Annotated in this window: 11 protein-coding genes and 1 riboswitch; of the genes, 5 read left to right on the forward strand and 6 right to left on the reverse strand. The window is 53.0% G+C overall.

What is annotated here, in order from left to right; all coding sequences use genetic code 11:
* Positions 1-3 precede the first annotated feature (3 nt).
* The 5 genes from AB1L42_RS10605 to AB1L42_RS10625 all read right to left on the reverse strand — a co-directional run bounded on the left by AB1L42_RS10605 (position 4) and on the right by AB1L42_RS10625 (position 4,014).
* On the reverse strand, positions 4-942 hold the full coding sequence (locus AB1L42_RS10605) for a cobalamin-binding protein (RefSeq protein ID WP_367054402.1): 939 nt from the start codon (positions 940-942) through the stop codon (positions 4-6).
* A 184-nt stretch (positions 943-1,126) separates the two neighbouring features.
* Positions 1,127-1,810: a DUF6580 family putative transport protein gene (locus AB1L42_RS10610; protein ID WP_367054405.1), complete on the reverse strand. Its 684-nt coding sequence runs from the start codon at positions 1,808-1,810 to the stop codon at positions 1,127-1,129.
* Positions 1,807-2,508, reverse strand: coding sequence for an ATP-binding protein (locus tag AB1L42_RS10615; RefSeq protein WP_367054408.1), 702 nt, complete (start codon positions 2,506-2,508; stop codon positions 1,807-1,809). The genes AB1L42_RS10610 and AB1L42_RS10615 overlap by 4 nt, the downstream gene beginning before the upstream one ends.
* Complete coding sequence (locus AB1L42_RS10620; RefSeq protein ID WP_367054411.1) at positions 2,505-2,888, reverse strand: hypothetical protein; 384 nt, start codon at positions 2,886-2,888, stop codon at positions 2,505-2,507. Before AB1L42_RS10620 ends, AB1L42_RS10615 begins: the two co-directional genes overlap by 4 nt.
* 190 nt (positions 2,889-3,078) lie before the next feature.
* Positions 3,079-4,014: a DUF1559 domain-containing protein gene (locus AB1L42_RS10625; RefSeq protein ID WP_367054414.1), complete on the reverse strand. Its 936-nt coding sequence runs from the start codon at positions 4,012-4,014 to the stop codon at positions 3,079-3,081.
* 163 nt (positions 4,015-4,177) lie between these two features.
* Positions 4,178-4,396: riboswitch (cobalamin riboswitch) on the reverse strand.
* A gap of 193 nt (positions 4,397-4,589) precedes the next feature.
* On the opposite strand from AB1L42_RS10625, the gene AB1L42_RS10630 reads away from it, so the two are divergent.
* Positions 4,590-6,092, forward strand: a complete 1,503-nt coding sequence (locus tag AB1L42_RS10630; protein ID WP_367054417.1) for a sulfatase — start codon at positions 4,590-4,592, stop codon at positions 6,090-6,092.
* Between the two features lie 53 nt (positions 6,093-6,145).
* Here AB1L42_RS10630 and AB1L42_RS10635 read toward each other — a convergent pair whose 3' ends face one another.
* The gene (locus tag AB1L42_RS10635) at positions 6,146-6,688 is read right to left on the reverse strand and encodes an NUDIX hydrolase (protein WP_367054424.1); all 543 of its coding nucleotides are present in this window, start codon (positions 6,686-6,688) and stop codon (positions 6,146-6,148) included.
* A 174-nt stretch (positions 6,689-6,862) separates the two neighbouring features.
* On the opposite strand from AB1L42_RS10635, the gene AB1L42_RS10640 reads away from it, so the two are divergent.
* The 4 genes from AB1L42_RS10640 (at position 6,863) to AB1L42_RS10655 (ending at position 14,475) form a co-directional block, all read left to right on the forward strand.
* A complete protein-coding gene (locus AB1L42_RS10640) occupies positions 6,863-8,413 on the forward strand; it encodes a thiamine phosphate synthase (protein WP_367054429.1) in 1,551 nt (516 codons plus the stop codon).
* 305 nt (positions 8,414-8,718) lie between these two features.
* Positions 8,719-11,289 (forward strand): cytochrome c biogenesis protein CcdA, encoded by a 2,571-nt coding sequence (locus tag AB1L42_RS10645; protein WP_367054433.1) that lies wholly within the window; start codon positions 8,719-8,721, stop codon positions 11,287-11,289.
* A gap of 331 nt (positions 11,290-11,620) precedes the next feature.
* Complete coding sequence (gene fhcD / locus AB1L42_RS10650) at positions 11,621-12,514, forward strand: formylmethanofuran--tetrahydromethanopterin N-formyltransferase (protein ID WP_367054832.1); 894 nt, start codon at positions 11,621-11,623, stop codon at positions 12,512-12,514.
* 32 nt (positions 12,515-12,546) lie between these two features.
* The gene (locus tag AB1L42_RS10655) at positions 12,547-14,475 is read left to right on the forward strand and encodes a hypothetical protein (RefSeq protein ID WP_367054436.1); all 1,929 of its coding nucleotides are present in this window, start codon (positions 12,547-12,549) and stop codon (positions 14,473-14,475) included.
* The last annotated feature ends 3 nt before the right edge of the window (positions 14,476-14,478 follow it).

Consider the following 14,478-nt stretch of genomic DNA (forward strand, 5'->3'; position numbering starts at 1 on the left):
CTACTACCGCGATTCGCAGGGAGTGACTTCGTTGAGTCGCAGCCATCCGGTACCGTGATGGGTCTCTGCTTCTTCGTGCAAAATCTCTTCGAGAATCTCCGCCGACTCAACAACACGTGGGCCCGGCCGATTGAAGTACTGGTTTCCATCGGTCAAATAGACGCGGTCATTGCGAACAGCTTTGAGGTTCTTCCATTCCGGACGATTGAGGAGCAGGTCGAGTTCCTGAGCGGTTCGCTCGATGTCAAATCCGCATGGCATGACAGCGATGACATCAGGGTCCAGCTCAGCGAGTTCTTCCCATCGCTGATATGGCGAATGCTTGCCGACCTCCGCCATGATGGCCTTCCCGCCAGCAATTTCGACGAGTTCCGGAACCCAATTGCCAGCGATCATCAACGGTTCCAGCCACTCCACGCAAGCGATCGTCGGAGTTGAAGGGCGATTGGCGTTTCGAGTTTGAATCTCGCGAAGTCGCTCTTTGAGCTTGGCATTCAGGTTTGCGCCAGCTTGCGGGTCGTCGAGAGCGACAGCGACTTTTTCGATATCTTTCCAGACGTCATCGAGCTGCATCGGTTCGCATGCGACGATTTCTGGATTCGAATCGACGAACTCACAAACGGCAGCTTGCACGTCCTTGAGATTGACCGCACAGACCTCGCATTGGGTCTGCGTGATGATCACTGTTGGCTCGAGTTGTTCCAACTGATCTTTGAACACCGCGTAAACGGAGAGTGCCTCTCGAACTGCGTTTTTGACAGCGACATCAATTTCGAGGCTCGTGCCTGAGACATCGATGCGTGGTTCCGAGCAGACCGGAAGATCAACAACATTCGCGGGGAAATCACACTCGTGCGATCGACCAACGAGTTGATCCTGGTACCCGAGTGCCGCCACGATTTCCGTTGCACTGGCAATCAGGCTGACGATCCGGTGAGACATCTTGAACTCGCTTTTATTGAAGCTTTGAACGCACTCGCATTGCAGGAATTGATTGATCGCGGTGAAGTCTTGCTCACCAGTGATCTGCGATGACAGAAAACGGAGCGAGCAACTTCATCAGGAAAGAACGCGATGACCGCCGGGGCCGAACGCGTCTCTCCGAGATGAGTGAGAATCAAAAGAGTTATGTGCTTTGCGCTGGAGCCAGAGTATTCGCTGAACGTGCTGCTGGAGCCATCAGGCTGACGCACATTGGGCTGAAGAGAACCGCACTAAACAAACCTGTCGCGATCAGTGAGTTTCTGAGAGTTGGAAGTGCTGCGATGTAGCACGCGAGAAGGCCTTGAGCATTCTGTGGGTAAGTCGTAGATCCGAGCCAGACGGCGTAGTTTGTGATCAGGTAAAACGAAAGGCAACTTGCAATCCCGGCGAAAGCAATGTGTTGAACTCGGCGGTGATTTCGCAGGAAAAATCCAATGGCTGCACAGAGAGCAAGTGCCCCGTAGACGACGAACTGGTCGACTCCGTAAAACGCCCAGTCGGCTTTTCCGGTGACTGCCCAGATTCCGAGATCAGCAACCAGCATCAATCCCATTGGGATGAGCAAAGCTGAGACGCGGGATTGGTAGAACGCTCCGCCAAATAGGCAGACTGCGAACATCGGCGTGAAATTCCAGGGGTAGATGGCGAAGTTCTTCTCGACATCCATTCCGTACTGGAAAAGAATGTACGGCAACAGCTTCACAAGAATCGTGTACACGAGGATGAAAGCCACCCAGTTCCAGTGGAGAACACTTTTCGAAGTCGAAGGCTGACTGTCGGAAGACGGTTGCGAAAGATCTGTCGGTGTAGATGCTGGATTGTTCATATGTTCGAGGCTCCTGCTGTCGCTGATTGATGGTGAGACAAAGTTATCTCTCGAAAGAGAAACTGTCTATCGTAGTGAAATTCGCCAAACTCGATGGCCAGGGATGCTTCCATTTGCGGAGCATCCACAAGAAGTGAGTGAAATTCCCCGTTTTCACCGCATGGATCGATGGAATCGGGTAAGTCTTTGAGAAAGTCTCGGTCGATCTCACGACCGCAAAACGCTTCCGGAAGACGCTCGGTATCGACGCAGCATGTCACCGCGCGAAATCCCCTCTCAATGAATTCTTGAGCGAGCTCCGAAGTATCGCGTTCCCAGAGTGGATAGATGGCTGTCATTCCGACTTGTTCGACGAGTCGATCTCGATAGTCACGGATCTCCTGCAAAAAGAGATCACCGAACGCAACAACGGAAACATCTTTCTCACGCCAATCCGTGAGCGCGGTTTGCATCGCTGCTTCATATCGAGCGTTATCGCATTGAGGATCGATCCAGACTTCGTCTAGGGGGAGACGCAGTTGCCTGGCCTGCTCCTGAATTAATTCGCGTCGAACTCCGTGCATGGATACACGTTCCACATCACGTGTGAACGTCGTCAACAGAGAGACAACTTCGTAATCGCCTCGCTGTTGGATAGCATCCAGCGCGAGCGCACAATCCTTGCCTCCACTCCAGGAGAGGATGCAGGTGCGACTCATTCGGTCTCCTCCTGCTTAGCCGCAATTGAATTGTTGACCCCTTGAAATTCAATGCTTTGTTCTGGCAATGGGCCCTCAAAGCTGAGAGGAGTTCCATGCTTGCGACACTTTCCTACTCCGGGAGTTCGATGGATTTGATCGAGCGGAGGAGCGGGATACCAGCGAGCGCATTCGGGGCAGTACATCGCCAATTGAAGGTTTGATCCGGGGTCTTGCGGATTCTCGGAAGGGAGGTGAATTGAAGCAGGAATGGTGAAGGCCGATCGAGATTTCAAATCGAACGCCACCTGCACTTCGGGCTGTGAAACATTCGCCACCTCCGCGGAGCCGCAACCGGCAGCGAGAATGATGCAAACGCAAATCAGAGGTTTGATTGACATCGTGAATAGTCCCGACGGAATACGATTGATTGAGAAGCAAGACGCTCTTCGGTGGGCTTTTAGCCGCATGTACTTCGAGTACTTCGAAGAAGTCCGGAGATCTGCGGATCGGTTAGTTGTTTGAACATGCGTTCGTCGTGAACAACATCAAAGACGCAGATCGTGGCCCGAAGAGCCCGCCTCAACGAACCTACTTGCGGTCATAGAATTTGTCGGGATTGTCCGTGTCACCGTCAGTCACATGTCCGAGCCGTTTTTCATCCATCAGATTCGCTTGTTCCTGCAAGACGAAATTCGGTCCGGGGACCTGAATGGAGAAGTTGCGTCCGAAGGTTTCGACATGACCATCGAGGAAGGCAACGTTCGCGGAATCAGAGTGACGGAAATGGGTGTTCGGGAAGTTGCGGCTGGGAGCGTCGAGAATCCAGTTTTCCTCGAAGCTGAATTGCGGCGGAGAGAAAGAAGTCATTTTCACTTGTGCACTGTCAGCGAACGCAATGGTTTGACTCATCGATACCACATCTCGGAAGCGACGTGTCGCTGGTTGCCGACTTGGCTGAGCTGCGTAAGTGGGGGGATCCCAACTGATCCCCGAAGACCGGGATAGCTCGTAGCCGTTGAATGCAAATCCGGAAGCTGGCCGGCCGAACCGAACTGTATCCATCTGAGGAGGACCGAAATTGGGGCACTGGAATGAGGTGTAACTCGTTTCCATGTACGAAGCCAAAGGGCCTTTTGCATAGTCGAGTTGCTGGGAGATGTCGGTTTCGTCATAGTCAACAACGCCAAACCAGAACTGAGCAGTCCCCTGCCCGCCGGAGAAGTTCGTGAGGTAGTTCAATCGCTCGGTGTCTTCGATGACGTATGGCACCATCATCTCGTAATGCACATCAGCGTAATTGTGGAGTGCGAGAACGATTTGTTTGAGCCGGTTGCGACACTGAGTTCTGCGTGCAGCTTCGCGGGCCTGTTGTACAGCTGGGAGCAGAAGGGCGATTAGAATGGCAATGATCGCGATGACGACCAGCAATTCGATGAGTGTAAATCCACGCTGAGTCGACAGTTTGCGGGCATAGAAAGATCGCGGATGCCTTCGCCGCAGGCGAGGCACAAGAGAAGTCCACATGACAATTCTCCGTTGTCAATTGAGTGCATTCTGACGAACCAGCATCCGATCAGTTCGACAGCGCGTTTAGCCCTATTTATTCGAACCCACTCTGATCTGTTTCGACGCTTTGATCACATGCGAGAACAGACAGGAAGCAGTTTCGTCTCAAGCAGAGCTAAAACGTTTTCAGCGACGTCCAGGCAGGTCTTCTGACTTCCGGATCAACCGACTCACCGCACCTTCCCGAGATCTGGAGCAGATTCATTAGCTGCTGATGATCTCAGTGGTCTTAACGGCTTTTGTCCCCGGTTACAGCGGCGGGACCGCGACGGATTCGCACCGTCTTCCCTATTCTCTCACCTACAACACGCAAGCAAGCACCTGTGTCGAAGCTGGATCATACATCGCGGAGAAGGGTTGTCAAATCACGTTTTGAGTGTGTCGATTCCCTGTCGCCGTTCGATCGGACCAAACTTTTGTGGCGAAGTTAGATGGTGTTCGGAGGGATTCATTGTGAGTTGCTACTGTCCAACCGGGGGGCTCACTACAATCGCAATAACTTATCTTGATGGGTTCTTCTGAGGAAACATTGAATGCCGATTGCCAAAGTTCGCCAGCAGGTGCGGTCTCTCTCTTTGATCGCTTTGACGATTTGTTTACTCGCGGCGAGCGGCTTGGCTGCAGATCGTCCGAACGTGCTGTTCATCATCTCTGACGATCTGAATAACTCGCTGGAGTGCTACGGGCACGAGTTTGTGAAGTCTCCGAACATCGATCGCCTCGCAGAAGGAGGAGTCAAATTCGAGAAAGCATATTGTCAGTACCCGCTATGCGGACCGAGTCGAAATTCAATGCTGTGCGGGCTCTATCCGAACAGCACCGGAATTCTTTCGAACAGCCAGATCTTTCGACAGACAATTCCCAGCCATCGAAGTCTGTCACATTCATTTCGGATGTCTGGGTATTTCGCAGCCCGGATTGGAAAGCTCTATCACTACAACGTCCCCAAATCTGTCGGGACAAATGGTCACGATGATCCCGGTTCATGGGAATTGGAATTAAACCCTGCCGGGTGCGATCGGCTTCTCGAAGAGCCGGATATCTTCACGTTGAAGCCAAATAACTTTGGCGGAACACTGAGCTGGTATGCATCACCGCGGGAAGACAAGCTGCACACGGACGGAATGCTCGCCAGCGACGCAGAGTGGGTTCTGGAACGCTGTGCTCGTGAGGGGGAACGTCCCTTCTTTCTCGCTGTCGGCTTTTATCGGCCACACACTCCTTACGTGGCCCCTGCTCCCTACTTCGACAATTATCCGGTTGAGGACATGCCGCTTGTTGCCGGAGTCGAGGAAGATGTGAAGGACCTCCCAGCAGATGCACTCGGATCACACAAGAAAGAGCACGACCTGCTCAACGATTCGCTTCGGCAGCAAGCCAAACAAGCTTACTTTGCAAGCATTGAATTCATGGACGCCCAAGTGGGGCGGATTCTCAACAAGCTGGAAGAACTTGGACTCGCGGAGAACACCATTGTCGTCTTCACCAGTGACCATGGGTATCACCTTGGTGAGCATGGGTTGTGGCAGAAGATGAGCCTCTTCGAAGAGAGCGCTCGTGTGCCACTTATCATGAGAGTTCCGGACATGAAAACAGCCGGAAGCGTCGCGGAAACGCCGGTTGGTCATATCGATCTTTATCCAACGCTCTGCGAACTTTGCAATGTCGAGGCTCCCTCGAATCTTCAGGGTCAAAGCCTCGTTGAAATTTTGAATGACCCATCTGCAACCGGCAGAGGTTGGGCGCTCACCGAAGTCGTCCGCGGAGGGAATGCAAAGCGTCGTTTCGGATATTCATTGCGGACGCCACGATGGCGGTATACGGAATGGGATTCCGGAAAAGCGGGGCGAGAACTCTATGACCACGACGCCGATCCGTTGGAGCAAACAAATTTGGCAGAGCGAGAAGAACACCAGTCGCTCATCACGGAATTGTCCTCTCAGATCAGTCAAGCAGTTCAGGGAACGTTTCCCGAATCCGGTGAAATTCCACCGGTTTCAAAATCGACCTGGGCTCCGAATCTGACCGATCCGTGATTCATTGATTTGGATGAGAATCCCGAGAAACTTCCGGGAGTGCTCTCCGGATCTCACTTGTTCTCAGATTCTTGCATCGCGAGCAATCCAAGCGCGCCGTAAACCTTCTGATCGACCATGGTGCGCGAGGTCTGTTTGCGTTGCAACCAGCGAGCAATGCGACCCATCGGGATGACGTGGACCTTGATGTCTTCGGACTCATCTCCGCCACCAGCTTCGACTTGAACGACGTCACGAGTGAGGTAGAAGTCGACCACTTCAGACGTCATTCCAGCGGATGATGGACTTCTCAAGAGAAACTCGAACTTCTCTCCCTGAAAACCTGTTTCCTCCAGCAGTTCGCGTCGGGCTGCCTGCTCGAACTGCTCCTGTTCCTGACCGGGGATGTCTCCAGCGAGTCCGGCGGGCAGATCGACGACTTTTTTCTGAACCGGGGGACGATACTGTTCGGTCAAAACAAGACAGTCGTCGGTGGTCACCGCAATAATGGCCACGACTCCCCTGGCGTTGACGCGCTCTGCGAACTCCCATTTTCCCTGTTTGACCAGTTTGAGATGTTTTCCGGCGAACAGTTCCTCTGTGCGTTGGCGTGGCATCCGGACAAGATCCTCGGATTGAATAATTGGGAGCGTAGAACTGCGTGGTCAGACCATTGCAGCATTTGGTTTTGCGATCGACAATAGAGGAAATTCTCGCCCACCGCACTTGGGAACGAATTGTCCGGTTGCTTCACTTGCGTCCAGCGACCTTCCCTTCAGAATGACAGCGTCATGAACGAATTTCACGAATCTCCATGGGCAGATCGCAATTTGACGACAGGAGTCGTTCGAATTCTCGAGCGAGTCACTGAAGCCCGCTGCGAAGAGGTTTCGTGTTCACTCTTTCAGCTTTTGCTGCATGAACTTTTCATCGATGAAAACCAGGCGAGCACTCTGATCTCCCTGTCTGACGAGTCGATCGCTTCAATCCTCAACGACGCCCAATGGCCAATCGAGCAGGAAGCAGCTTCGGAGCGTGAGTGGCAAATGACGCTGCTTCGCCATGCTGATCGAATTGCGATTGAACATTCCGAGGAAGGTGTGACGGGCACCGAGCATTTGTTGCTCGCTGCGATTGGTCTCAGCCCAGCGATTCACAAGTTTCTCGTCGAACAGGGTGTGGAGCCGGAGAGTCTCGCTGGCCAACTCGAAACTCCTGAGAACACTTTAGAAATCGAAGTCAAAGAGGAATTTCAGATTCGACCGGTTCAGATTGGAGCGGTCGACGAAGCGACGCTGTTCCGAGTCTTGGATGCGTCGTCAAACCGCTGCCGAGAAGGAATTCGCGTCGTTGAGGATTACGTTCGATTCGCGCTCAACGATCGACTTCTCTCTAAATCGCTGAAGAGCTTGCGGCACGACCTGACAACGGTGCTGAACTATCTTGGGCAATCACAGTGGGTGAGTTGCCGCGACACTATCCGCGACGTTGGAACTCAGGAAACGCTCGGATCAGAAACTCGACGGGAAACTTCACTCGACGTGCTTCGGGCCAATCTCAAGCGGACGGAAGAGTCGCTTCGAACGATCGAAGAGTTCTCAAAACAACTCAACCCCGAGTGGAGCCAGCAGCTCGAGCAGATTCGATATCGGTTTTATACGATCGAGAAAGCTGTCGAAACGTGTGTGCACAGCCGAATCCGTTTGGCCGATGCCCGCCTGTACCTGCTCGTCACCTCCGAAAGTTGTCGATACGGGCTTGAGCAGACGGTTCGCAACACAATTACAGCCGGTGTTGACGTGGTTCAGCTGCGAGAGAAGTCGTGGCCTGACCGAAAGTTAATTGATCTCGCAGCCCAGGTGAGAAGCTGGACAGCCGAACACAATACCTTGTTCATTGTGAATGACCGCCCAGATATTGCCGTCGCTGTCGGAGCTGACGGAGTGCATCTCGGTCAGGATGACATGAGCGTCGCTGAGGCCCGGCAGATTGTGGGAAGCCGAGTGTTGATTGGTGTTTCAACGCACAGCCTCGAACAGGCTCGAACTGCAATCTTTGACGGTGCTGATTACCTGGGAGTGGGGCCGACTTTCTCTTCACAGACGAAGGAATTCACTGATTTTCCCGGACTCGACTTCGTGTCCGCCATGGCGAGAGAAACCTCAATCCCCTGGTTTGCGATTGGCGGGATTGACGAAGATCGACTGCCTCTCGTGCTTCAGGAAGGGGCGAGTCGAGTCGCTGTCAGCAATGTGATCTGCAATGCGCCCCATCCAAGAGGGGTCGCCAGAAAGTTTGCGACCGAACTCGCTTCCAAATCGTCCATCTCGTCAGAAATGTGATCTGTGGCACAGACTCGTTGGCGGAATGTCTCGATAATTTAAAGTGTGAAAGTCGATTGAGTCGGTTTTCACTGAGCAGAATACCTGGCGGTTTTGAAAGCCTTCAGAAAACGAAAATCTCAGCGACATCTGTTCCCCAATTTAACGAACTTGGAAGCAGGCTGGTGATGAAACCAATCTTGAGAGACATCTCGCTTCGGTCGAGTTGATCGGGTAAAATCGTCTGCTGTTGTTGAGATATCGAGAACCTGAAAATGACAGGTTTCGAAGTTTCTAAGAGTCGATCAGAGATCGAGGATACATTGATGCAACGTGCATGGTTCGCGGCATTTGCTGTGATTTGCCTATTGTTCCAGAGTTCCGCAACACCTGTTTCGGGACAAGATGCTTTTCCCGGGTTGTTTGAGGTCGAGCAGAAACCTGCTTTTCAGGGCTTGGCTCCAAAGGAAGCAACGGTTGAGGCTGCGCTTCGCCCGACGGATAAGCCAGGTGTCGTTCAATTTGAATTGACGCTGACGATTCCCGAGGGTGCCAACAGCTATTCTCAAAGCAAAGACTTTGCAAAGCCGACTGTGATCGAGCTTTCGAACATCAAGGGCTGGACCGCTCTCGATGACAAGTTCACTCCGAAACCAAAGCCGAAGAAGCAATTCGACGAACTCTTCAATAAAGAAGTCGAGAAGCTCATCGGAACAACAGTCTTTTCACGACGGTACCTCGCTCCGCAAGGGACCGATATCCGCAGCGCCAGCTTCTCCGGAACAATTGATTTTCTCCTGTGTGATGCTGGAAGCTGTACTCCTCAATCTGAAAAGTTTGTGGCCAAGTACTCGCCAGAAAAGAAGGCAGAGTCTGAATCGAACGTCTCCGAATTGTTCGCTCCTCCCGGCGAAGTGATTGACGCTCCCACGGTTCAAATTCCGTCGGTCTCGTCAGAAGAAGTGACCCTTGATGGTCCGTTTAAATACGGGTACGAAATCACCCCACAGCGTAAAAAGCTCGGAGAGCTTGAGGGCGACCCTGTTCGTTTGGGGATTCAACTGACTCCGGCCGACTTCAAAGTTGGCGATGAAGTCACCTTGTCGCTGCAGATGAAGTTGTTGGATGACTGGCATACATACGGGTTAAAAAAAGCTGAGACCCAAATTGAGTTGCCGACCGTCATCAAACTCAAGGAAGTCTCTGGTCTCAAGGAACTCACGGAATTCAAGTCGACACCAGCACCTGAAGCAAAAACTTCGGACTTCGGAACTTCAAACGTCCACGCGGATCATGTGACGTTCAGCAAGACATTCCGAGTCACGAACCCGAGTGAAGTTGGAATCCAGGGGTCGATCTCTTATCAGATTTGCAAGACATCGTGCCTGCCACCCAACCCGACTCTATTCTCGCTGGGGACCTTGCAGCTTCCCGCCGATATTGCCAACGCACGTCCGATTCTTGAGTCAGCCGTGACCTCGACCGAGTCGGCGGAAACTGCAACCGAAGCCGACTCAGGTGAACAGGTCGCGTCATCAGATGCGAAGAGTCCCTCGCCGGTGGACGACCTCTTCGCCTCTGAGACTGAAGGAGCGATCGAATCTCTCGGGGTGGCGATTCCTCTCGCTTTTCTTGGGGGGCTTTTGCTGAACGTAATGCCGTGCGTTTTGCCGGTCCTGGCGATCAAGATTCTCAGTCTAGTGCAACAAGCTGGGGAAAGCCGGTTGCGCGTGCTCTCGCTGAATCTGTCTTACACAGCTGGGGTTCTTCTGGTCTTTCTCGTTCTCGCGGTGGTCTCATCTGCGATTGGTTGGGGAGGACAGTTTCAGAACGACAACTATGTCATTGTGATGACGTTGGTCGTCTTCGCGATGGGGCTTAGCTTGCTGGGTGTCTTCGAACTTCCAGTTCCGGGACTTGTTCCGTCTGCCAATGAGCACAACGAAGGTCTGATCGGTGCATTCAACACTGGGATCGTCGCAACACTGCTGGCGACTCCTTGCACCGGCCCGTTTATGGGTGCTGTCATGGCTTTCGCAGCGAACCAATCAACCGCTGCGAACTTTTTGATTTTCGCCACAATGGGACTCGGGATGGCCTCCCCGTATGTCCTGGCTGGATTCTTTCCACGGATCGTTGACTGGCTTCCGAAGCCCGGTATGTGGATGGTTCGCTTCAAGCAGTTCTCTGGCTTCGTCTTAATGGGGACAGTCATCTGGTTGATGGCGACGGCGTTGAGTGACTCTTATCACATTCCTGTTCTGATTCTGTTGCTAGGCGTGGCACTCTTGTTGTGGATGATAGGACTTGCTCCCGCTTCCGGAAAAGCGATCTGGGGAAAGCCATTATTGACCGCTGTTCTGGTATCCGGTCCGGTGATCGCGGCTGGGCTCTATGGAATGCAGACGTCCGAAAGGCTTGCTGACACGAAACAGGAACAGAGTGAGAAGGTGTCATCGGACGTTCCTGCTGGAATCGACGAAATGCCGTGGGAGACATTTTCAGAGGAACGGATGGTCGAACTTCGCCAACAAGGCGTGCCGATGTTGATCGACTTCACAGCTGACTGGTGCAACGTCTGCAAACAGAATGAGCTTTGGGCGTTGAATCGAACGGAGACGGTCGAGTTCGTCCGGAAACACGGAGTCGTTCCAATGGTCGCCGACTTCACACGTGAGGATCCGGAGATCAAGAAATGGCTCGAACGATTCGGTGTCGTGAGTGTCCCGCTCACGGTGATCTTCCCGGCCAACGTCAATGAGAAAGCGGTCGCTATTCCCGGACCGTATACGATGGATGGAATCATCAGTCGGCTCGAAAAGGCGGTCACCAGCTCCAATGAGAATATGGACGCCGAGAGAGTTTCCATGAAGAGCGACGACGGCAACGCACTTTAGAAGTCACCCGCAAATTCTAAATGACTCAACTCGCGACAGGTTGAACGATTCGCTCCCGACTCTTGGGGGGAGTGAGTTAGAGATCTTGCCCTAACAAGCTGTTCGAACGAAGGCACGCTCGAACAGCTTTGGCGAGAGTAGTTCTAAAACTGGTTTGCACCAATTCGCACGAGGAAACTCAGCTTCCGAATGCGTTAGACCGCGTAAGTGAGTGCACTGGAAAGACTACCTGCTCGAGGTGTCCGGCTTTCTTCGTGAGGAAAGAGGCTCTAAACTCCGTCGAGAGTAGTTCTCCGGAGTCTGGTTGCGGAAGAGTTCATTGTCTGAGTTGCTGCGCCTGAATGGGGTCGAAATCGCTGACACGTTTGCCGAAGCGTTCCCGATGAAGGGAACTCGGGTGATCGTGACCGCGCACAACGAAAAGTGGGCTCAGATCGCGGCCGCAGAGATGTCCGGCAATGCGACGAGTGTGATCGCGTGCGATTGCGAAACTGCACTCGAAACGACGCTTCTCCCTGAAGAGTCTCCCGACGGCCGGCCGGGAGTTTCACTTCTCGTCTTTGCCTTCGATCGAGATTCACTCGCCAAAGCTGTCCAAGGTCGTGTTGGACAATGCGTTCTGACAACTCCGACGTCCGCTTGCTTCAATGGAATTTCCGATTGTCCATCGGATAAGAAGATCTCAGTCGGTGGAGCCCTTCGCTACTTCGGCGATGGATTTCAGTTCTCCAAGAAGCTCGGGAATCGTCGCTTCTGGAGAATCCCGACCATGGACGGGGAATTTCTCTGTGAAGACACCTTCGGGACGGTCACCGGTGTCGGCGGCGGAAACTTGATTATTCTCGGTGAATCACAGGCCTCAGCACTCGCTTCAGCAGAGGCAGCTGTTGAAGCTATCTCGACTGTTCCAGACGTGATCCTTCCCTTTCCCGGCGGGATTGTTCGATCGGGAAGCAAAGTCGGTTCCCAGTATCCAAAGCTCCGAGCCAGCACGAACGACGCCTATTGCCCCACGCTTCGCCCACTCGTTGAATCCAACCTCCCCGAAAATTGCCAGTGTGTCTACGAACTTGTGATCGATGGATTGAGTTTTGATTCCGTTCAAGCTGCGATGCGGGTCGGAATTCAGGCTGCGACTCAAGTGCCCGGAATTCTGCGAGTTACAGCAGGAAACTATGGCGGCAAGCTTGGCAAACACCACTTTCATCTTCGCGAACTCCTGTAACGACAGGACCGCCCAGACATTCAGAGCCCACCTTGTCTACCTCCTCTCAATCGAACTTCCGTTTGTTCACGCTGATCATGCTCACCACATTTCTTGGCGTGATCACCGCTCGACTCGTTGCGACAGCACCTCTCAAGAGCGCGAATGACCGGTCACGGTGGTGTACGGTGTACTCAATCGTCGAGAAGAACACGTATCAAATCGACGAAATCCGGAAGCAATCGGGATGGGACACAATCGACCTCGTCAAACACAATGATCACTTTTACTCGACGAAACCCCCGCTTCTCCCTCGCATCGTGGCTGAGATCTATCGGGCGGTGAAGACGGTTACAGGGCTGACACTGCTCAAGAACACGGAAGCTGTGACCAGAATCATTCTGTTCATCATCAACATCGTCCCGATGACGATTGCGTTATGGATGATGTTTGGTCTGATTCAGCGACATTGCGAGAACGCATTCGGTCAGTACTTTCTCGCCGCTGCAATCACATGGGCCACTCTGCTGGTTCCCTTTTTGACCGTCTTCAACAATCACACCATTGGGGCTTCGTTTCTGATCTACTCGCTGGTCTTGGGGATCTCCATTCTTGTTGAGGAGAAGGTGTCGGGTTGGCGATTCGCCGTGTGCGGTCTGACGGCAGCTTTTGCAGTCTGTAACGAACTTCCCGCTGCTGCCTATGGGCTGATTCTCTTCTTTCTGCTTGTCCGCAAATATCCGAGTCAGACGTGGTCTCTCTTTGTTCCGGCGGCGCTGGTTCCCATTGGACTGTTCATGCTGACTAACTATCACGCGACCGGCGGATGGAAACCGTTCTATATGTACTACGGGACGGAGAAATACCGGTTCATTCACGAAGGCAAGCCAAGCTACTGGATGGACCCGCAAGGAATCGATCAGGCCAAAGAGTCTCCGTTGACCTACTTCATGCACTGCACAATCGGGCATCACGGAATTCTGTCGCTGACGCCGGTTTTCGTTCTGACTGTCCTGAGTTGGCTCTCGGTTGCACTCTGGTGGAAGAACTCGCTTCGCAATATTCACATCGCGGGGATGATGCTGACTGCGATTGTCCTGGGCTTCTACATGACGAAGACAGACAACTACAACTACGGAGGAGTGAGTGTTGCTTTGAGGTGGATGCTGTGGCTGATTCCGTTTTGGATTCTGGCTGTGCTGCCGCTGATGAATCGATTCGGCATGAATCAATTTTTTCGAGGCTTGTGTGTAGTACTTCTGCTTCCCTCGCTCTTCTCAGCTTGGTATCCGGCAGACGCTCCTTGGACGCAACCGTGGATCTTCCAAGTGATGGAGTCAAAAGGCTGGATCGACTATTCAACGCCACGGCCGAAATTCGATCGCAAGTACTACTCGTGGATTGGCGAACTGCCGACGGGAGAGCTCGACGAAGACTACTGGGCGGAGTTCTCAACGGTCACGACAGACGGGGCAACGCAAACTCTGCGACTCGAAGATGCTGGTCCAGCAGATGATGGATGGAGAGCGGTTCGCGTCGTGCTGAATGGAGAAGCAACTGAATATCTCGTGTATCGACCAACTATGCTGAAAGGCCTTCCGCCGGCTGACTACATCAAGGCGAGAGACGGGGGAGCACTGACTGAAGAACAGCTGAAGTTCTTCTACGGAGTCCCCAAGCGACGAGCTTATGCCAGTTCTCGAGTTCGATACATCGACAACATCTTGAAGACTGACGCCATTAAGTCTCACATTGGCTACACATATGTCGATGTCGAGCAGCCAGAAGGCGAGCTTCAGCGATTTCAGCGCGATGTCTGGTTCTCTTCAGAGGTTCCGTTCGGTGTCTTCCAATGGGAAGATCGAGTCAGCGACCCGAAGAGCAAAGCTCAGTTCAGCCGAGCCGCCTGGTCACTCGACAAGGTCGGAAAGTTCCTCCCGCGCGATGGAGAGGCTGATTCACAACCAGCCGACGAGGAGTGACGG

Origin of the sequence: Thalassoglobus sp. JC818, assembly GCF_040717535.1 — a bacterium.
Classification (GTDB): Bacteria; Planctomycetota; Planctomycetia; order Planctomycetales; family Planctomycetaceae; genus Thalassoglobus.

Coding starts and splice junctions, on each gene's coding strand:
- AB1L42_RS10630 (WP_367054417.1), top strand. CDS start 4,590: ATGCCGATTGCCAAAGTTCGCCAGCAGGTGCGGTCTCTCTCTTTGATC.
- AB1L42_RS10645 (WP_367054433.1), top strand. CDS start 8,719: ATGCAACGTGCATGGTTCGCGGCATTTGCTGTGATTTGCCTATTGTTC.
- AB1L42_RS10635 (WP_367054424.1), bottom strand. CDS start 6,688: ATGCCACGCCAACGCACAGAGGAACTGTTCGCCGGAAAACATCTCAAA.
- AB1L42_RS10620 (WP_367054411.1), bottom strand. CDS start 2,888: ATGTCAATCAAACCTCTGATTTGCGTTTGCATCATTCTCGCTGCCGGT.
- AB1L42_RS10640 (WP_367054429.1), top strand. CDS start 6,863: ATGAACGAATTTCACGAATCTCCATGGGCAGATCGCAATTTGACGACA.
- AB1L42_RS10615 (WP_367054408.1), bottom strand. CDS start 2,508: ATGAGTCGCACCTGCATCCTCTCCTGGAGTGGAGGCAAGGATTGTGCG.
- AB1L42_RS10625 (WP_367054414.1), bottom strand. CDS start 4,014: ATGTGGACTTCTCTTGTGCCTCGCCTGCGGCGAAGGCATCCGCGATCT.
- AB1L42_RS10610 (WP_367054405.1), bottom strand. CDS start 1,810: ATGAACAATCCAGCATCTACACCGACAGATCTTTCGCAACCGTCTTCC.
- AB1L42_RS10605 (WP_367054402.1), bottom strand. CDS start 942: ATGTCTCACCGGATCGTCAGCCTGATTGCCAGTGCAACGGAAATCGTG.